The following is a 19,024-nucleotide window of genomic DNA, read 5'->3' on the forward strand; positions in this document are numbered from 1 at the left end:
AACGCTGGGGTGAAATGAAAACGGGCCCCGGTGGTGATCCGGGGCCCGCTGTTGAGTGTGATCAGGCTGATGACCCTAGTGGGCGTGGCCTTTGTCCCAGTCTTCCTGCTTCGGAAGCTGCTCGAACGTGTGCTCGGGCGGCGGGCTGGGCAGGGTCCATTCCAGCGTATCGGCGTATTCGTTCCAATAGTTGTTCTCGGTCACTTTGGCGCCGCGCAGCAGCGAGTAGATCATGATCCCGAAGAACAGAACGAAGGATGCGAAGCTGATGAAGGCACCGATCGAGGACCAGTAGTTCCAGGTTGCAAACGCCTCTGGGTAGTCGATGTAGCGGCGGGGCATGCCCTGACGGCCCAGGAAGTGCTGGGGGAAGAAGGTCAGGTTGGCGCCGACAAACATCATCCAGAAGTGCAGTTTGCCTGCCCATTCGGGGTACTGACGGCCAGTCATCTTGCCGAAGTAGAAGTAGATGCCCGCGAAGATGCAGAACACGGCACCCAAGCTCATCACATAGTGGAAGTGCGCCACGACATAGTAGGTGTCGTGATAGGCACGATCGAGGCCCGCCTGGCTGAGCACAACGCCGGTCACACCACCGACGGTGAACAGGAACAGGAAGCCGAAGGCCCACAGCATCGGCGTTTTGAACTCGATCGAGCCGCGCCACATGGTTGCGATCCAGCTGAAGACCTTGACGCCTGTTGGCACCGCGATCACCATTGTGGCCACCATGAAGTAGGACTGTTGCGACAGCGACAGGCCGACTGTGTACATGTGGTGTGCCCAGACAACAAAGCCCAGCACGCCGATCGCGATGATCGCCCAGACCATCGGCAGGTAGCCGAAGATCGGCTTGCGCGAGAAGGTCGAGATCACGTGGCTGATGATGCCGAAGCCGGGCAGAATGATGATATACACCTCGGGGTGACCGAAGAACCACAGGATATGCTGGTACAGGATCGGGTCACCGCCACCGGCAGGATCGAAGAACGTCGTGCCAAAGTTACGGTCCGTCAGCAGCATCGTGATGGCACCGGCCAGAACTGGCAGCGACAGCAGGATCAGCCACGACGTGACAAAGATCGACCAGGCAAACAGCGGCACCTTGAACAGGGTCATGCCGGGGGCACGCATGTTCAGGAAGGTGGTGATCATGTTGATCGCGCCAAGGATCGACGAGGCACCCGAAACGTGCACGGCGAAGATCGCCAGATCCATCGACATGCCGCCTTCGTTCACGGACAGCGGCGGATAAAGCACCCAGCCCACACCCGAGCCGAGCTGATCATTGCCGCCAGGCGAAAACAGCGAGGCAATACCAAGCGCGGTCCCTGCGATATACAGCCAGAAGGACAGGTTGTTCATCCGCGGGAACGCCATGTCCGGCGCGCCGATCTGCAGCGGCATGAAATAGTTGCCAAAACCGCCAAACAGCGCCGGAATGACCACGAAGAACATCATCAGGACGCCGTGATAGGTGACCAGAACGTTCCACAGGTGGCCGTTGGGGGTACATTCGGTGCCAGCGTCAGCAAAGAACCGTGCACCTTCAAGGCACATGTATTGCACGCCCGGCTCCATAAGCTCGAGTCGCATGAAAACGGTGAAGCTTACCGAGATCAGACCGACAAATGCCGATACGATCAGGTAGAGGATACCGATATCCTTGTGGTTGGTCGACATGAACCAGCGGGTGAAGAAACCGCGGTTATCCTCATGCTCGTGGCCATGGATGGCTGCGTCTGCCATGCTCTGCCTCCTGTTGGTGTGTTGAAGGGCGCAAAAAGGTGTTCCTCCCGCGCCCACGTTCACTCACGTTTTAGAATGCCAGAGCGGGCGCGGCAATTCCCGAATTTGATGCAGATCAAATAATATTGTCGCACCCTGCTGGGATTTTGCCGCGCCACGGGGGTATTTGGGTGCTTTATTCGGCTGCGGGACTGACAGACGCCAGATAGGCCGCGATATCTTCGCCGCCTTTTTTCAGCTTGAAGCTCATTTTCGATTTGGCCGCGGAATCACCGGTTGCCTCTTTCAGGAAGGCTTTGGGATCAGCGATATAGGCCACGATATTTTCCTGATCCCAGACAACGCCGGCCTCGCCTGCGGCTTTGATGCTGCTCCCGAATTTGAAATCGGCAGAGCCAGCGGCGCGACCGATCACGCCATAAAGGTTGGGGCCGGTTTTGCCGCCCTTGACGATCACCGCGCCGTCATCGGCTGTGATCGTGTGGCAGGATTTGCACTTCTTGAAGCCTTTTTCACCAGCCTCGGCATCGCCCTCTGCAAAAGCAGGGGCGGCGAGGGCGAGAAGAACGATTGGGGTCAGCAGAGATTTCATTGCTTGCCTCTTTTGTTGGTTTGATCGCACGTTGCGTGAACATGAATATCCCACAAAGTAGCCCCGAGAACAGAGCTTACCATGGCAGAATTGTCGCATCTTAAGACTTATCGGTGAATATCCGGGAAAAATTCCGGCGCAGAGCCAGATCAAGGTCATCCATCGTAACCGGCAGCCCCAGATCGACAAGGCTGGTGACCCCATGTTCGGTGATGCCGCAAGGGACAATGCCGGAAAAATGGCTCAGGTCCGGTTCGACGTTGATCGAAATGCCGTGAAAGCTGACCCATTTGCGCAGGCGAATGCCGATCGCTGCGATCTTGTCTTCGGCCACGGCGCCGCTGGCGGTCAGCGGCTTGTCGGGGCGTTGCACCCACACCCCGACGCGGCCTTCGCGAATCTCGCCCTGCACGTTGAAGTCGGCCAATGTGGCGATCACCCAGTGCTCCAACTGCTGCACAAACTGGCGCACATCATGGCCGCGCTTGCCGACATCCAGCATGACATAGGCCACGCGCTGCCCCGGCCCGTGATAGGTGTACTGCCCGCCCCGTTTCGAAGTGTGCACCGGGAAGCGATCAGGGTCGGTCAGGTCCGCAGGCTTGGCCGAGGTGCCAGCCGTATAAAGCGGCGGATGCTCCAGCAACCAGATCGCCTCGTCGGCCTCACCGGCGGCAATGGCGGTGGCGCGCTCTTCCATGAACGTGACGGCGGTCTCATATGCGGTCAGCCCGTCGGACGTGATCCAGTCTACCATCAGGTGCTCCTATCGCGTCAGTTTGGCCGGGCTAGCGGCGTTTTAGGGGCTTTTTCCTCGCTAGAAAAGCCGGAATGAGGTACCCTGAGTCCATATTATTATATGTATAAGGAGCGAAGACATGTTTTCCACGTGGCTCAAGACTGCTCTGGCAGCAGCATTGATTACGACCTCGGCCACAGCCCCCGCATTCGCCGACAATCTGGGCGCCGCAATCGTTGGCGGCCTCATCGGCGGGGCGATTATGAACGAGGCGAATAAGAATAAGCGCAAGACCTATAAGAAAACCTACAGCAGCCAAAGCAGCAGCCGGAACTCGGTTGCCCGGCAGCAGAATCGTGAAACCCAGACCTCTCTGAACTATTTCGGCTTTCCAGCCGGAACGCCAGATGGCGTCATGGGCAGCCGGTCGCGCAACGCCGTGGCACAGTATCAGGTTTTCATGGGCTTCCCGGGCACCGGGCAGCTGACCCAATATGAACGCGATTTTCTGGTCTCGTCCCACAGCCGCGCGCAGATCGGCGGGCCGCAGGTGATCAAGGCCATGCAGGGGGCGCAAGGTGTGCGTGGCCTGCTGCATACGTGGCGCGACGAAGCCGCCGGTGTGCGCAGCGCCTCTTCCTCGATCGGGTATGGCGGGATGCCGCTAGAGGTCTCGCAGGCCGTGGACGAAATCGCCGCCAGCTCGGACCCGAGCGCCGAGCAACTCTTGCAGCGGTCGGGCTTTATGCAACTGGCGGATCTGAATGGCGACGGCAAGAATGACTATGTGCTCGATACCTCTGTGGCCGGCAGTTCGTTCTGGTGTGGGGCCTCGCATTGTTCGGTGATGGTCTTTGCCTCGACCCCGCAGGGGTATCAGCGCAATGATTTCATGGCCTATAACGCCACGCCCGCGATGTTCTCGTGCCATCAGGGCGTGTGCCGTATCAATGATGCGGGGGCGACAACCATGGCCGCCGCGCAGCCCCCGGCCCCTGCGGCGCCGCAGCCTCAGGCACCGCAAACCACGATGGCCTCCGCCCCGGCGCAGCCGCTTGGTGGCATTCAACCCTTCTCGATGGCGGGAACCGACAGGCCACAGGCGTCATTGGCCAGCCATTGCGGCAAGATCAGCCTGCTGACCAATTCCAACGGGGTGACAACGGTTGCCTCCATGACCGACCCGGACATGGCGCTGAGCGAACAGCTCTGCCTGACCCGCAGCTATGCGATCAGCGCCGGCGAAGATCTGGTGGCCAAGGTTCAGGGGCTCAGCGCCGCGCAGGTCGATGCGCAATGCGACGCCTTTGGCCCGGCACTGTCGCCGTTTGTGCAAGACTTGCCAACGGCTGACAGTCGCCAGGTGACAGGCGAGGTACAGAAGTTTGTCCTGCAGTCCAACATGTCGCTGGATCAGCTGGCCAATACGGCCCGCATTTGCCTGTTCTCAGGTTACCGTCGCGACAAGATGGAGGTGGCTTTGGGATCGGCGCTGCTGATGGTTGGCATTGGCAAGGCACCCTACGCTGAGCTGGTGGGGCATCACCTGTCGCAAGGCTTCGGTGTGGCCGCGTCAGATGAGCGGGCAAGGGATTGGTACGGCATGGCCGTGTCGGCGCTCGAAAACGGCGCAGAGCCGGTTTTCGCCCCCGGCCAGCCCGAGCGCGTGGGGCTGATCAAGGCGGCGTCGGCATCTTTGGGCAGAGGCACGGCGATTCCCGTGCCGCAGCCTGTCTCGGCGCTTCCGAGCTTTTCGATGGAATAATAAGGTGCGCCACTTATCGGACCGTAAGGGGGCGGCGCGTGTGCCGCCCTTTTCACGCGGCGGCTACGCAACTTGAAAAGACCGCAATCGCGCGAATTTTGCCCCTTCACATCCGTATTTTCCTCGTCTATACGCCCCTCACCTCCCTGATCTTGTGCGGTCGTGGCGGAATGGTAGACGCGCAGCGTTGAGGTCGCTGTGGGGTAACTCCCGTGGAAGTTCGAGTCTTCTCGACCGCACCAACTATAACCCCTTGATTTTCAATAATACTCAAAGAAATCAGGGGGCTATTAACCCCTTTGTGACACATTTTGTGCTACAGACTGTGCTACAGCGCTGTAACACAAAGGTGGTTTTCGATGGGACTGGCGAAGGTAGCGGGCACACAGACTCGTGGTGACAGATATTTCCTGAATCTTCGTATCCCGCCCGCACTACAGGCCCACTTCGGCAAGACGCACCTACGTGGCGCACTCAAGACGGCTGACCCGAGGGTGGCAGAGCGCGAAGTGATGCTGCGCAAGGCTGAGTTTCATCAGTTGGAGAAAGAGCAAGCCCGCCGCGCCGATGTGAACGCGCTTATTGAAGAACTTCCCGATGACCAGCGTCTAGCCTTCCAAGGGGCGGGCGGGACGCTGGAAGGGCTTCTGAGCGCCTATGAGCGCAGTCGCGTAGCCTTGGCGTTCGCATCGGTTGGCGACGACTATGAAGACGACAGGCCGCGTGAGCGGTTGGAAGTCGCCCTTGAGCGCGCACAGGACCAAGCGGCGCTTGACGTGCTGACCGCTGACGCGGTTCGCGAAGGTAAGGCCCTGCGCAACCTTGGCGAGCCGGTTGAAATACCCGGCGGGGATGTGACCGGCCTTCGCGAACTAGTGAACGCGTACTTCGAGGAAAAGCAGACGCCAGAGCTATCCAAACGCACGTATGAACACGCCGTCAGACGGTTCATTGAACTGCACGGCGATGTGCCGCTGCATGATCTTACCAAGGCCCATTTGCGTGAGTTTGCGACTGCCCTCAAGAAGCTGACGCCTTCCCGCAAGGACGGCCTTCACAAGTTGACCTTTGCCGAGAACATAAAGGTTGCCGCTGCGAAGGGTCTGCCCCTTATGACAGGCGACGCGCGCGCGAAAGCCGTAAATCACCTGAAATACCTGACCTCTTGGGCACCGTCGCAAGGTTACTTGGAGGATGACCCATTTGCGGGGTTCAAGATCGGCAAGACTAAGGAAAAATTCAGCGTGCGTAAGCGCGTCCGCTCGCCATTCTCAGGGGAACACATTCAAGAGATATTGGCTTATGTGAAGGCTAACCGCCATCCTGAGACTATCGACCATTGGGCACCGTTGTTGGCCGCATATCAGGGCGCGCGGCGCGAAGAAATCGCACAGATGCGCCTGTGCGACGTTATCGAGCTAGATGGCGAGTGGGTCATGCGCATCACCGATGAAGGGGAAGACGGGAAGGTGAAAAATCGGTCTTCCCTTCGCAACCTGCCCATTCACCCTGCCGTTGTCGAAGCGGGCTTCCTGAAATTCGTCCAGTCACGTGCCTCAGCACGCCAATGCGCACCCGATGACTACCTGTTCCGGGAAGAAAAACGGAAGGGCACGGGGCGGTTGCGTGACCTGACACTTGATGCGGATGAGCGTGTGTCGGGGAAGTATGGCAAGCGCTTCGCCGGAGACTTGAAGGTGCTGGGCATCAAGCGCCCCGAATTGGTGTTTCATAGCTTCCGCCACTCGTGGGAAGATGCCGCCGGACAGGCGGACATTCCCAATGCGCATCGCCGCGCCTTGGCAGGCCGCGCCGCGCTTCGCGGGGACAATCAGGAAGGCTATGGCGATGGTCCCGCAATTCGGCAGGGGCGCGAGGCTTTGGCAAAGGTTGATCCGCTGACGCTGGTGTCGGGTGTGGGGATCAAAGGGGACAGATAGGCGGAAATTCGCTCATACGCGCCTCAAGATCATGCCGGGAGCACGATTTATAGCTTGACAATTTTGAACCGTTCTGAGTCAACATATCGACTCAGCCGAGAATTTGTGGTAATGTGCGTTTCAAATGGACCAATATCCATTTGAATTAGAACGGAATTACCATGAACGTCGTCACACTACCCCAGATCGCCGCAGCACTCGGAATCTCGCGCCACAATCTGCGCGGATTCTGGAACGTCGCGCGCCCCCAGATTCAAAAGTCCAACATTCGCATTGGCGAACCGCGTCGAGGGCGAGGGATGGACGCCTACCCATACCCGGAAGTTGTTGAGTACATGCGCCGGGTAATGCCGCATCGCTGGAATGCGAAAAACGATGAGCGACTTTATCAGATTATGAAAGATGGAGAATTTATTGATGTCACATAGTTTCGGATCACAGTTGGAGGCGTCGGACGTTCTGAAAGCAAGGTTCAATCCGATTTACGAGGCAATCGCGGATGATGTAGAGGCCGACACGGGGGTGCGTCCAGCACCAGAGGATATCTATCCAATGTCCTGCGTACGCACAGCAGTTTTCGCGGGCACGGACGATTGGACCGCATGGCGTGACGAGTCCGCGCTCATCCCAGCAATCGCCAAGGCCAAGGAGCGCGAGCGGTTGCAGGACGCTCTTGAGCGCGACGGGGACAGCCCAGAGGCGCGCGCCATGGCCAAACGACTGGCGGAAATGACACCCGCTCAGAAGCTTTCTTTCGCGCGCCAGCACGGTCTGACGGGCGCTGCGAAGGCTCAGAACGCGGCGACAGGCAAAGACCGGACACCAGAGGAAACGGCGGCGTTGATCCGGCAGGCTGAGGCGCTGCCAGCGGGGATGCGGCTGGCTTTTTGCCGGAAGCACGGGCTGTCATGACTGCGGTCCAATCGTCCGCGCCTCTCCCCAATCCAAGGTGGGAGTCCTTTGCGCAGCACTGGGCAAAGGGCCTGACTCTGGCAGATAGTTACCTAAAAAGTACGCCGCCCGGAAAGACCGTGCCCACCTCAAAGGAAGGTGCCAAAATTAGCGGGCACAAGCTGTCAAAAAAACCTGCGATCATGGCCCGCGTGGAACACCTCCGACGCACCGAACGCGAGCGCCAGAACCGCATTGCGGATCAACTTGCAGACGATGCCGCGTCCTACTCAAGGGCCGATGTGCTCAAGCTATTCGGTGAAGTTTCCGACACCCTTCATGCCGCCTACGTCATCGGACAAAATAGCGCTATTAGCCCGCTACGATTGGAGCAACTGCGCCGTGTGTGGAGCGACCACACCGGGCGATTGGCCAAGTATGAGGAGGAACACGATATCGCGCCCGACGCCCCGGACGGGCTGGCGGAGCGGCTGAATATGGTAGCTGGGAAGGTCTGCACGTGTCAGAAGTAAGCATCCCCAATCGTGTTGCGACGAATTCCATATTCTTGGTCCGCGAGTCTTTGAAACAGTTGCGCTACCACGCCGAGAAAATGACTGGCGATGATAGCAGTATTGAGCGTGTCATTCGCGAGAGTGACCTTCTCAGCACCTTGCTGAAACGCCTATAGCCATTCCTTGAGACGCCGCAGGCGCGGGTAGAGGCGAAACAAGTCGAAACGGAAATCAATATTGCCGCCCTGTCCAGATTCTTCACAGCAGTGGAGCAAGACAATATTTGCTCTGACTGCGGCGGGGTAATTGAAAATGACTCCTAATCTTTCCTTGCCATTGATTGCAGCATCGCAGGCGCAGAAGCATATAACGGCGAATGAGGCTACTCTTGGACTCGATGCGCTGGCACAGCTAGCGGTTATCGGCATTGCGAACACGCCTGCGACTGCTTCTGACGGCGATTGCTACATCGTCGGTGGGGCGCCTGCCGGTTCCTTTGCCAGTGCTGCGCCAGATGACCTTGCCACATACTACAACGGTGAATGGACGTTCTACACACCCCGTCAGGGATGGATTGCCTACGTCCAAGATGAATCGAAGTTTCGCGCCTATGACGGCACTTGGGTGCTGCTCAGTACCCTTCTCTGATCTTCCTTCCGTCCTCGTGCGCAATGGTGCGTGCATCGGGTGCTCATGACCGATGCGAGGCCGGGACAGGGAGGCGTCCGGCGCTAACCCCGCCTGTGGTCCGACCATGCGGACGCCAGCCATTCGCAGCGACTCCAAGCGCTGCGAAAAACTGCGCGGAGAGGAATCCGACACCTCTCCGCGCGCCTTTTCAACCATCCTATCCCGACCACTAGGAGACCAATGCAATGCGAAATAGACATGCTCACAGAACCGACCAACCCGCTCCTAGCGCAGTCATGCGCCCATCTTCTAGCCCTCCACACAGCGCTGGAATGCCCCGCTGATCCAGAGACGCCAGAGGATGCCGCGAAGGCCGAACTGATCCGGCTCATCGCCTTTCAGCCCGCCATGCTTGCCGATGCCGTGTGCCTGAGCACAAAGATTCTTGCCGACCGCGATTTTACCTTTGGCGGAACGCACCCCGGTGTGATTTTCGCTGTAGAGTCGCTGGCGGATTTCTACGGTGCCGACCTCGATACCACACGATCCGCGATCCGCCTTTGCGGTGGGATGCCCTTCCACGAGAGCGGGCGCACGATCCATGCCGATGATGAGCACGCCAGCTTTATGCTGGACGCCGCTGCAATCGAAGCTGCGAACAAGAAGGCCAAAGGATGAAGGCCATCCGAATTCGGGGCTGCGAGCTTATCCACGACACTAAGAGTGGCAGCGGCAACACGCTCGAACCGCAAACGTTTCCGGTCGCGGTGCTATGCAGCACCGGGACTGTGCTCTGCAACAGCGTCGAAGAACTGGCCAGCCTGCTATGGGCCGAACCCGACGCCGCGCGGGTTTTCACGTCCAAAAAGGAATGCCGGTGGTATGTCGCCAATTGGTGCCAGCCGTTTGGCAAAGCATTCACCCGGCAGGATAATCGACCGGAGTCATGCATTGCTACAATGTACGGGCACACCGCCTATTGAAAGTAATTTTTCTTTACCTTCAATGTTTTATCCGGCGCGTTAACGTTTTCGCAACCGTGATCTAGTAACAAGAAAAGGCACCCGGTGACCCGACTGCGGACTAAACAGTCGGCGGGTGCCTTCAATCTCTTCACTGGCTTGATAGCACAATATTTATGTGCATTCAAGCACGATAAGGACTAAATAGTGACAAAATTTGACAAAATTGAACACGGGGCGCGTAGCGCCTCTGTGAAAATTCAAGAGATAAACGACGCAATCTTGCTGGGCAACGATTGCCCCGAATTTGAAGAACTCATGCGAACCCCTGCCACGCTGACCGCAGGGGAAGTGTACACCGGAAAACGCAGGGGCACCCGCGACGACAAATGGGACCCAGAGACGCGACCTTGGGTAGACTGGATCGTCGGAGACAATGATAAGTGGGGCCTATCCATCCACGCACAGACGCCGCGAAAAGATGGCCCCGGCACCGTTTTTGGCGCTTGCAACACCTACCGCCGGAAGAACGCGGTCACGTCTGTTGCGGCGCTGGCGCTGGACCTCGATACCGGCCACCACACATTTGACCAAGTTACAGAACTGGTCGAGAAACTTGACCGCGCCGCGATCATCTACACGACGCACAGTCACCTTACAGAACGCGCGACCCTGAAATTTGACGAAGTGGTGAAGCACACAAAGTGCGACGGCGATCCGACCACCGCAGACGTGCAGCGCTACATGCGTGAAAAGAAGAACACCGCGCCTCACATCTGCGACGGATCAGAAGTCTTGGAGATCGACAAAGAGGCCAAGGACGGCTGGGAGATCATCGTCAAGACGCCGCCCATCCCCAAGATGCGCGTGATTTTCCCTCTCAAAGAAGCAAAGAAAATCAGCGACCTTGGCGCGACACAGAAGGCGGCATTGGACGCTTACAAGGCGACGGTGCTTGCCCTTGGCGAAATGCTGGGTGTCATCATAGATGAAGCTTGCACAGACCCGTCCCGGTTCTTCTACCGCCCCGCCCACAAGAAAGATGCGCCGCACCAGACGGTGATTTTTCAAGCGCCGCCGCTGACGTGGGGTGAAGTAAAGATCGACGCCGACCCATTCGCGATCAATGGCAGCGAAGGTGGAAGCTACGCCGCAGAGCGGCGTCCCGACGCGATCTGTGAAGACGGCACCAACGCGACCCGCCTCTATCAGGACTACGGCAAGCGCATGCTACTAGCGGAACTCTGCGAAGGTCATGGTCTGGGTACGTCCGCCAACGCACAGAACGGGGGCGGGAAGTTTCACACCGTTTGCCCGTTCAATCATGAGCATACAGACAGTGCCGACGATACGGCAACCTTCGCCGTGGATGCAGACCAGTCAGAGCACGGCTACGCCATCATCAAGTGCATGCACGCTTCATGCGCGCAACGTAAGACCGCTGACTTCCTCGCCGGATACATCGACAACGGCGATCTATCGGTGGACGACATTCTGGACAGTGGCTACCTTCTGCCACCCGACGACGATGCAGGCGAGAAGTACAACCGTCTGACGCCAGAAGAAAAAGAAGATGCGGGGCTAATCACGCTTGAGAAGCGTGAACACGTTACCGAGGCGGTTGCGCAGCTTGGCGACGCGCCAGAGCAAGAAGCGATTGATGATCTGATAGCCCGCGTCAGCGGGCCTCTGTCGCCTGTCATCCTCGAAGAACTGGCGCAGCGGCTAAAGACGGCCTCCGGCCTGCCCATTGCCGAGGTGCGCAAGATGCTCAAGCATCTGCGCACGCCAAAGACGCAGAACGGTGACTTTCCGCTCATCGCCGTGGACGATGACTACCGCGCGGCGCGCGAGGAAGCGCTCGCGGTCATGGTGGAACAAGACCCGCCCAGCCTGTTCCACAACGGCGGACGCATGGTCGAAATCGCAGAGGACGAACACGAAAACCTGAGCATGAAAGATGTAGGGAAGGACGTGTTCAAGGCGCGGATGGAAGCCCGGATGGATTTCATGAGCGAAGGTGCAGTGAAGGACGCGCCGAATGGACTGGTCAACTACGTCTACCAGCAACCTTTGACGGGGTACCCGGCGCTGCATCGCGTGACGCATGCGCCCGTATTCGGCGCGGACAAGACGCTGGTGACAACGCCGGGATACCATCCGAATACGGGGCTATACTACCAGCCCAAGAGCGGCGTGAGGATCGCGCCACCGTCAGCCCAGCCTACAGAGGACGAAGTTTTCACCTGCGTTGATGATCTTGTGGACCTGTTCGCAGACTTCCCTTTAGACGCGATGACGCGCGACGAACTAGAGGCGGCGATTGAGAATGGCGATGATGTACCGTCCCTTTGTCACCTACTGTCGGTTGCGTTGACGCCCATGTGTCGTGCCATGATCGAAGGACCGACGCCATTGCACATGTTTCGGAAGGACAAGCCGCGTAGCGGCGCGACCTTGGCTACCAGCGTGGCAACGAAGATAGGGACGCTGGACTATGCCATCCCTCAGACCTTCCCGGCCTCCAAAGAGGAAGTGTCCAAGACAATCGTCGCAACTCTAGACGCGGGACCGGGTTACGTATTCTTCGACAACCTGCCCGACGATGGGAAGATTGAGTCAGGCGAACTGGCGGCGGCGATCACGGCATGGCCCGAGTATCAGGGGCGGCGCTTGGGTGTTTCGGTCATGGTGCGGCTCAAGATCACTGCGGCGTGGATCGGTACGGGCAACCGCACGGCACTGTCCGAGGAACTGGCGGAAAGGGCGTTGCTGGTCGAAATCGACCCGCAGATGGAAAAGCCGGGGAAACGCGACAAGGCTCTGTTCAAGTACGATCTTTCCAGCCATGCCCCCGCTAACGCGGGCCACTACTATCACTGCCTTCTGACCCTTGTGCAGAACTGGATAGCCAAGGGCTGTCCTGAGTGGCAGGGCGACTGCCTTGGCGGTTTTGAACGACACGCCGCCGTCATAGGCGGAATTCTGGAAGCGGCGGGCGTTCATGGCTTCATGGGCAACGCGGCGAAGATGCGTGCGACCGTGGCGAGCACGAACCCGGAGCATGCGTTGCTGGACGCGATGATTGAGGCGCACAACAAGCAGCCAACTGTGTTCCGCGTCAGCGGTAACGAAGCCCCGCCGAAAGAGGTAGGGCCGAAAGGGGACCGGAAACCGTTCAAGCACGCTGGCGCGCGTGTGGTGTCGATCATGGAACTTTTGAATACTGGGGCTATCGCAATAAAGCACTGGGGCTATGTGCTCGAAGACGGGGATGCCACGTACCCAAGCAGCGCCAAGAAGACGGTGGCCCAGAAGCTGGCGGACATCACGGGGACCGTGCGCGAGTGGGGCGAAGCGGAGACAGAGAAGGAACACCTACGGAAACGGTATGTTCTGGAAAAGGTCTATGAGCGTAACGGTGCTCTGTACGCGCTCAAAGCGCTGGACCGTGTGACGACCGACACCGAAAAATCATGATGGGGGCTTGGTGGTAGGTAGGTGGTAGGTCCCTTGGTGAAGAGGGACCTACCACCTTGGAAGGCGCGCGCAAGGTGGTAGGGTCTGTCCCGTCAGGGACCTACCACCAACCTACCACCTTGAATTATTGTTGTTTTACAGTATGTTACAAGGAAATTTTCGATTTAAGGTGGTAGGTTCCTCGATTCTAGGGGTGTCAGACTGACAGCAGGAAGTATATGTTTTCATGCCATTTTGGGGCACTACGGCTGCCCTTCGCTCGAAATGGGCAGAAAACATATGTTTCCCCACGCGACGCCGCCCCGGCGGACCTACCACCTACAACCTACCACCTACCACCTTGCCGAAAAAACGCGCCTTCCAGTGACTGTCTGCATCCAAGCTACAATTTTTTCTGGGTTATCCAGATTATTCGGTTAAGCATCACTTCATGAACCGCATGATGATCGCCCGCGCCGCTTTTTTGGTATCAATGACTGCGTCGTCAGTCCTAGCTGATGATCTACCCCCATTGCGGCAAGATTTCCCTGATGACTACGTCACTACCCACGTGAGGACGGCGTTCGCGTTCATGAGCATACGCGTGCTCGAAATATCGTCTTCTGGCCCAAGAAGTATCCGGGAGCCGTCAGGCATGAGCCGAGTGGAGGGTACTGGATATTTGGAAGAAACACTTCGCAACCAATTTCTAGAATATCTAATCGACCCTTATTCAGCCGATTTTCGTCGTGTACGCTACGGGTCGAACGGCGACCAATCTATCATCTTCGCTTGCGGGCTTGTGAACGCAAAAAACAGGATGGGGGCCTATGTGGGCTTCACGCCATTCTTCGCGGCCTTTGCTCACCCAGCCCTCAATGAATCAGACGCTTCAATCGTCAATGCTGGTCCGGCATGGGAACGGGTCTGCCAACTATCCGGGTTGTGACACGCGACCATCACTCCGATGGAAGCTCCGCCGCTGACGCGGCAGCCGCTTGCAATGCCCTCAGACCTTCCAAGATCGCCGCCGCCGTGGCCTCATCTGACGCCGCGATAGCATCTATCAAGCGTTCTGTCTGCGCCGCGTCAGCGGCCTGCATCGCGTCAATCTCCGCCTGTAGGCCGGTAATGGTCTGTTGAAGGGCCTCAGCTTGCGGGTTCGGCATGAAGGCATTGGCCGCAAATTGGGCACCGAACACAAGGAATGGAATGACTATCGCGGCCCACATGGCGCGCTTGCCTAGCTGGATCGCATCTGCCGCCGCTTCATCGTTCTTCGATGCAGCTTCCTTGAAGTCTTTCAGAAATTCCGCCGCCGCAAGCTGTAGCTCTGTCGCTGTCTGCGCAGAAGTTTCGGCAACTTGCGAGATTTGGTCAAACCGCCGCTCAATCCTTTCGAGCCGCTTGTTTGTCTCGATAAGCGGGTTCTCAGGAATGTGAATATCACGGAAGGCCGGGGCCACTTCCAGCCTGTCCTGATGCATCTGATCCAAGACACTCTGTTGCTCCGCAATCCCGGCGGCTATGCGCGAGAACGAGGAGTCTTCACCCAAGCCAAGACCACGCATCCGATCTTGCAGACCGGACGCCGCTAACGCGGCTGCGCCAGAAGCCCCCGTCAGACTGTCCATATAGCCCTCTGGCAAGCCCCCCAGTGCCGCTTTCCGGGCTTCCTCCATCGCTTCCCGTTCGGCTCTCAGATGATCCATGCCTGCGCCCGTCAGGGCGGACATATGGTCTTGGATACCGCTTGCCGCTAATCCGCTCATGGCGTCCCGGACTTGATCCTGAATACTGTTGATACCGCTGGCCTTGATTGCGTCCTGAAAGCTGTTCATAGATGCCATCGCGTCCTGCAAAGCGCCGACTCCGCCGATGCCACGCAAGGCATCTTTCATGATCGCGCTGCCTTCCGACAATTCCTTGAACTGTTCCCGCAAGCGTTCATCTGCCGCCGCGCGTTCTTCATCGCTCATTTCCACTTCTAGCTTGGAAATGTCGAATCCCTTGGGGCGGCTCACGCCGCCATTTTGATCGTCGGGCTTGTCGTCGGATTCATCGCTCATCTGCTAAACCTTGCCTTCGCCGCACCGCTTTACACACAATATAGTGATGGACGTGTTGCGATACCAGTGCGTCCGTTGCTTCGACAGGCGAGCGTTTTTATTCAACGGGACTCCGTTTTTGGTGATCCTTCATTTTTTGTAGAGCACCCGGTCGGCTGACACCGACAGGTGTCCTAACGCGGGCGTGCTCAGAGCACACACCCACGCCCAATTTTTTCTGGTGATCGCCCATTTTCTCTATGGCGCTCCCCGCCCCGCGCTCTGAGCGCAGCACCGCCCCTATGGCCAGTCAACCCGCTATCTGACGCGCGCCACGCGCCGTACCTTCCAAGCCATTGGCGATATTGGGCATTCTGTCGATTGGATAGGGCAATACGGCCCGCGTCAGCGGGTGGCACGTCAGTGTGACGCGCCGCGATACCGTTCCCGCACGTGCTCTGAGCACCCGTCCGCTAGGCTATACCTCAAAAGACTCCAAGAAATGCCCGAAATATGTGTCCGTAAGGGTATCGAATCACCAACGGACATGGCATCTAACGATCAACACCCTTACGGACACATACGGAGTTTCAGCCATGCAAACCATCCTTTACGCCCGCGTCTCGACAGCGGACCAAACGTCGAAACACCAAAGAAGCCAAGCCGAGAACGAAGGCTTCAAGATTGACCGCGTTGTCGCGGATGAAGGCGTCTCCGGCGTCTCTGTCCCCTTTGCGGAACGCCCGGAAGCGCGGCGCTTGTTCGATCTACTGCGCCGGGGCGATACGCTTGTGGTGCGCTGGGTAGACCGGCTGGGCCGCGACTATGACGATGTGAAAAAGACCATCCAAACCTTCATGGACGCGGGCGTGGTCATCAAGACCGTCATCAACAAATTCACCTTCGACGGGGCCACCACAGACCCAATTCAGAAGGCAGTGAGAGACAGCCTGATATCCTTCATGGCGGCAACGGCTCAGGCGCAGGCGGAAGCTACCAAGGCCGCTCAGCGCGCCGGTATCGACCACCAGAGGACCGCTGACGCGGCTCTAACATCCGATGACCCAACCCGCCGCTACAAAGGCCGTGCGCCTTCCTATGACCGTGCTACCTTCGACAAGATCGTGTCTGCACTGGACGCGCCAGAGGGGGCAAATGTCGCGGCACTGGCGCGTGAGTGTGGAGTTTCGAGACAAGCAATCTTGCGTATCAAGGCTGACCCGAACGCCGCTGACGCGGCTTTGTCTAAGTGGGGCAGATGACAGCCGTGCAACTCGCCACATCCATCGTCGCAATCGTCTTGCTCGGCTCGGCATACATTTTGCTTGGCGCATTTTAGCCTGCCAGACCCACGGCGGCCCGCCTGCCAGAGGCTCGGAGAGGCTTGCTCAGAGCCTTCGCGCTGTCAGGCTGTGTAGTGTGAGCGCTGCCCCCGTAAGGGGGCCTTAGAATCGAACTCTGGGGACCCAACGGCTGGGGTACGGTAGCCCCCCAAAAGCGGCTCGGCTGCCACATGTAGAGGATAGAGCAATATTTGTTATCGTATACTGTGCCGCCAGATGCGCTTGAGCCGTGCGAAACTACAAAAACAAGGTTGAGCGAAATTTCAATCAACTGTTAATAAACACTGTTTGCGCAAAAGTTAGCAATTCTACAAAAATAGGTCAGCAATATTTCCCTAAATGACCAGCATTGTAAGCGACGGTTAACAAGACAGACCCGCCGTCAATATCGTCTCTGGCGCGACAGAAGTTAGCGAATAGCGCGCGGAGAATTATTCTCACAGAAAACCCGCGCGGCCTTCCTTTTTCCTCACAAAACGCCAAATTAATCTCACAGATTTCTTGGCTGGGCACTATTATCTTCGCTGACAGACGGCCCACCAGCCCCGAAGTTAGCCCCATCGAAACAGTCGAGCAAAGGAAACGACATGGCAAAGCGTGGACGCCCGAAGGGCAGCACCTACCCGGATGGGCCGTATCTAGATCGCATCGCGGAGGCGCTGACGCGCACTCCTGAAAAATCCGCAAACTCCGTCATCATGGCAATCGCGGGCGAGTTGGGAATCTCTGACTACCGACAGCAAGAGGCTTTCCGCAGGCGCTTGCATGAAAAGTGGAGCGTGCAAAAGGAAGATCGAATGGCGGAGGCGCGTGAGCGCCATGCAGAGCGCAACCGTCCGCCGCAGCGAGTCGTCAAACGGAATCTGTCTACGCTGGATGTGCTGCGCACCATCGAAGAGTCCCCGACGATGAAGCTCGCGAAGATGTATGAAGACATGCCACACGTCAGGTTGCAGAAGCTGTATGACGATCTTCCGCATGTACGCATTCAGAAGATGTTGGACGATATGCCCGCGATGCGCATTCAGAAGATGCTGGATAAGCTGAATCTGTAGGCCATACGATCCGCAAAATGGTAGAGGGCGGCTAGACGCCGCCCTTCCTCGCATCCGACCATGGGAAAGGGTGAATCGGGAGTCTCTGGACTACAGCTAACCCGAATCGGGCCTGATGCATGACCGTAAACTAGTCCGGTTTTGTGTTACAGAAAGTGCTACACACTGTGTCACAGTGCTGACGTGCGCTATTCACAAAAGCGATAAAAATCATATACTTAAATGGACTTTCGCCAAGTTTTTCCAAAATCGAGTCTTCTCGACCGCACCAAAATACACTTTCCAGATTTCAAGCTCTTTGACGCCTCGCGCAATCAAGCTGCGCAATGAAATGGCCGTTGGTGCTTTTCCCAAATCCCGCCGCACGAAAACTGCTCTGCAAAGGCTCGTCCGCGCGCTGTGTTGCCGCGCGACCCCATATGCATCGGATGTGTATGCGGTGTGCATGTCCCGTGCACAGCCGAATGGACACAAAAGCGGGAAAGTGGCGGGCCCGCAGCGACCGTCTGGTAATCTCATTCCCGAGGACCTGTTGTACAGGTGGGCGCCAGGTAATCAGGCCAGGACCAGAACAGAGCCAGCTCCCTCGGAATTGCTTAAGGCCACTGGAATGCTACCGTATGACGCGAAGAGCAGAACCCGCCGCCCTCACATCTAGTCCTCCGGGTGGGCTTCGACAAGGGCTTGCGTTCGTTCTTCTTTTGTTCATACTTTGCGCATGGCCGAAATTCTTCAACCCGGACAGATGATTGCGCGTGGCGTTTGCCGCCACCTTTCCGACTATGGCTTTGTTTCCATAGAGGAATTCGTGCCCGCTCGCGGCTTGCGCGTTGATGTGATGGGGCTGGGGCCGAAGGGTGAAATCTGGGTGATCGAGTGTAAATCCAGCCGCGCCGATTACCAGTCGGATTCGAAATGGCAGGCCTATCTGGACTGGTGTGATCGCTATTTCTGGGCGGTGGGCGCAGATTTCCCGACCGAGATTCTGCCCGACGAAACCGGCCTGTTCATCGCCGATGCATATGGGGCCGAAATCATTCGTATGGGGCCCTGTTCAAAATTGGCCCCGGCGCGGCGCAAGGTGCTGACGCATAAATTCGCCACCCACGCCGCGCGCCGCCTGCATGCGCTGCGCGATCCGCGTCTTTAGCGTTTCAACGCCCGTGCCGCTTGCGCTGCCGCGCGGATTTCCTCTGCAATGTCCTCGGCCTCTTCAGGGTCGAAATCCATGGGGATTTCAATGCCTTGGGCCTCGATGAAAATCCGCACCATGCCCAGGTCCGTCGGGCCGATTTGCAGGTTTGCCTCGATGTCGCGTTCCGTGTCGATACCCATT

General features: G+C 57.9%; 18 protein-coding genes and 1 tRNA gene. 14 read left to right on the plus strand and 5 right to left on the minus strand.

Going from position 1 to position 19,024, the window contains the following annotated elements; genetic code table 11:
• Window positions 1-75: 75 nt before the first annotated feature.
• From ctaD to lipB, 3 genes are all read right to left on the minus strand, one after another.
• The gene (gene ctaD / locus BSF79_RS09455; protein ID WP_090269644.1) at window positions 76-1,749 is read right to left on the minus strand and encodes a cytochrome c oxidase subunit I; all 1,674 of its coding nucleotides are present in this window, start codon (window positions 1,747-1,749) and stop codon (window positions 76-78) included.
• A gap of 175 nt (window positions 1,750-1,924) precedes the next feature.
• Window positions 1,925-2,341: a c-type cytochrome gene (locus BSF79_RS09460; protein ID WP_090269645.1), complete on the minus strand. Its 417-nt coding sequence runs from the start codon at window positions 2,339-2,341 to the stop codon at window positions 1,925-1,927.
• Between the two features lie 100 nt (window positions 2,342-2,441).
• Window positions 2,442-3,098, minus strand: a complete 657-nt coding sequence (gene lipB / locus BSF79_RS09465; RefSeq protein ID WP_090269646.1) for a lipoyl(octanoyl) transferase LipB — start codon at window positions 3,096-3,098, stop codon at window positions 2,442-2,444.
• 121 nt (window positions 3,099-3,219) lie between these two features.
• On the opposite strand from lipB, the gene BSF79_RS09470 reads away from it, so the two are divergent.
• The 11 genes from BSF79_RS09470 (at window position 3,220) to BSF79_RS09515 (ending at window position 14,191) form a co-directional block, all read left to right on the plus strand.
• Complete coding sequence (locus BSF79_RS09470; protein ID WP_090269647.1) at window positions 3,220-4,845, plus strand: peptidoglycan-binding domain-containing protein; 1,626 nt, start codon at window positions 3,220-3,222, stop codon at window positions 4,843-4,845.
• Window positions 4,846-5,001: 156 nt separating this feature from the next.
• Window positions 5,002-5,087: transfer RNA gene (locus BSF79_RS09475), tRNA-Leu, on the plus strand.
• A gap of 117 nt (window positions 5,088-5,204) precedes the next feature.
• Entirely contained in the window at window positions 5,205-6,785 is a 1,581-nt protein-coding gene (locus tag BSF79_RS09480) for a DUF6538 domain-containing protein (RefSeq protein ID WP_139246411.1), read from the plus strand.
• A gap of 161 nt (window positions 6,786-6,946) precedes the next feature.
• Window positions 6,947-7,213 carry a hypothetical protein gene (locus BSF79_RS19455; RefSeq protein WP_139246412.1) on the plus strand — a complete coding sequence of 89 codons (267 nt, stop codon included), beginning with the start codon at window positions 6,947-6,949 and terminating at the stop codon, window positions 7,211-7,213.
• Entirely contained in the window at window positions 7,203-7,697 is a 495-nt protein-coding gene (locus BSF79_RS09485; RefSeq protein ID WP_139246413.1) for a hypothetical protein, read from the plus strand. The genes BSF79_RS19455 and BSF79_RS09485 overlap by 11 nt, the downstream gene beginning before the upstream one ends.
• A gap of 119 nt (window positions 7,698-7,816) precedes the next feature.
• Window positions 7,817-8,209 (plus strand): hypothetical protein, encoded by a 393-nt coding sequence (locus BSF79_RS09490; RefSeq protein WP_175545296.1) that lies wholly within the window; start codon window positions 7,817-7,819, stop codon window positions 8,207-8,209.
• Window positions 8,210-8,503: 294 nt separating this feature from the next.
• Window positions 8,504-8,839: a DUF2793 domain-containing protein gene (locus BSF79_RS09495; RefSeq protein WP_090269651.1), complete on the plus strand. Its 336-nt coding sequence runs from the start codon at window positions 8,504-8,506 to the stop codon at window positions 8,837-8,839.
• Window positions 8,840-9,079: 240 nt separating this feature from the next.
• On the plus strand, window positions 9,080-9,499 hold the full coding sequence (locus BSF79_RS09500) for a hypothetical protein (RefSeq protein WP_139246414.1): 420 nt from the start codon (window positions 9,080-9,082) through the stop codon (window positions 9,497-9,499).
• Entirely contained in the window at window positions 9,496-9,804 is a 309-nt protein-coding gene (locus BSF79_RS09505; RefSeq protein WP_090269653.1) for a hypothetical protein, read from the plus strand. The genes BSF79_RS09500 and BSF79_RS09505 overlap by 4 nt, the downstream gene beginning before the upstream one ends.
• 231 nt (window positions 9,805-10,035) lie before the next feature.
• Window positions 10,036-13,263, plus strand: a complete 3,228-nt coding sequence (locus tag BSF79_RS09510) for a hypothetical protein (RefSeq protein ID WP_139246415.1) — start codon at window positions 10,036-10,038, stop codon at window positions 13,261-13,263.
• A 430-nt stretch (window positions 13,264-13,693) separates the two neighbouring features.
• Window positions 13,694-14,191 (plus strand): hypothetical protein, encoded by a 498-nt coding sequence (locus BSF79_RS09515; RefSeq protein WP_090269655.1) that lies wholly within the window; start codon window positions 13,694-13,696, stop codon window positions 14,189-14,191.
• A 10-nt stretch (window positions 14,192-14,201) separates the two neighbouring features.
• Here the strand turns inward: BSF79_RS09515 and BSF79_RS09520 are convergent, their stop codons facing one another.
• Entirely contained in the window at window positions 14,202-15,311 is a 1,110-nt protein-coding gene (locus BSF79_RS09520) for a hypothetical protein (protein WP_090269656.1), read from the minus strand.
• A 575-nt stretch (window positions 15,312-15,886) separates the two neighbouring features.
• On the opposite strand from BSF79_RS09520, the gene BSF79_RS09525 reads away from it, so the two are divergent.
• From BSF79_RS09525 to BSF79_RS09535, 3 genes are all read left to right on the plus strand, one after another.
• The gene (locus BSF79_RS09525) at window positions 15,887-16,552 is read left to right on the plus strand and encodes a recombinase family protein (protein ID WP_090269657.1); all 666 of its coding nucleotides are present in this window, start codon (window positions 15,887-15,889) and stop codon (window positions 16,550-16,552) included.
• Between the two features lie 668 nt (window positions 16,553-17,220).
• Complete coding sequence (locus BSF79_RS09530) at window positions 17,221-17,688, plus strand: hypothetical protein (RefSeq protein WP_090269658.1); 468 nt, start codon at window positions 17,221-17,223, stop codon at window positions 17,686-17,688.
• Between the two features lie 718 nt (window positions 17,689-18,406).
• Window positions 18,407-18,838: an MmcB family DNA repair protein gene (locus BSF79_RS09535; protein WP_090269659.1), complete on the plus strand. Its 432-nt coding sequence runs from the start codon at window positions 18,407-18,409 to the stop codon at window positions 18,836-18,838.
• Here the strand turns inward: BSF79_RS09535 and BSF79_RS09540 are convergent.
• Window positions 18,835-19,023 (minus strand): DUF6324 family protein, encoded by a 189-nt coding sequence (locus tag BSF79_RS09540; RefSeq protein ID WP_090269660.1) that lies wholly within the window; start codon window positions 19,021-19,023, stop codon window positions 18,835-18,837. The two genes, BSF79_RS09535 and BSF79_RS09540, sit on opposite strands and share 4 nt — an antisense overlap.
• Window position 19,024: the final 1 nt, after the last annotated feature.

The sequence above is a fragment of the Thalassovita taeanensis genome (assembly GCF_900110775.1).
Classification (GTDB): Bacteria; Pseudomonadota; Alphaproteobacteria; order Rhodobacterales; family Rhodobacteraceae; genus Litorimicrobium; species Litorimicrobium taeanense.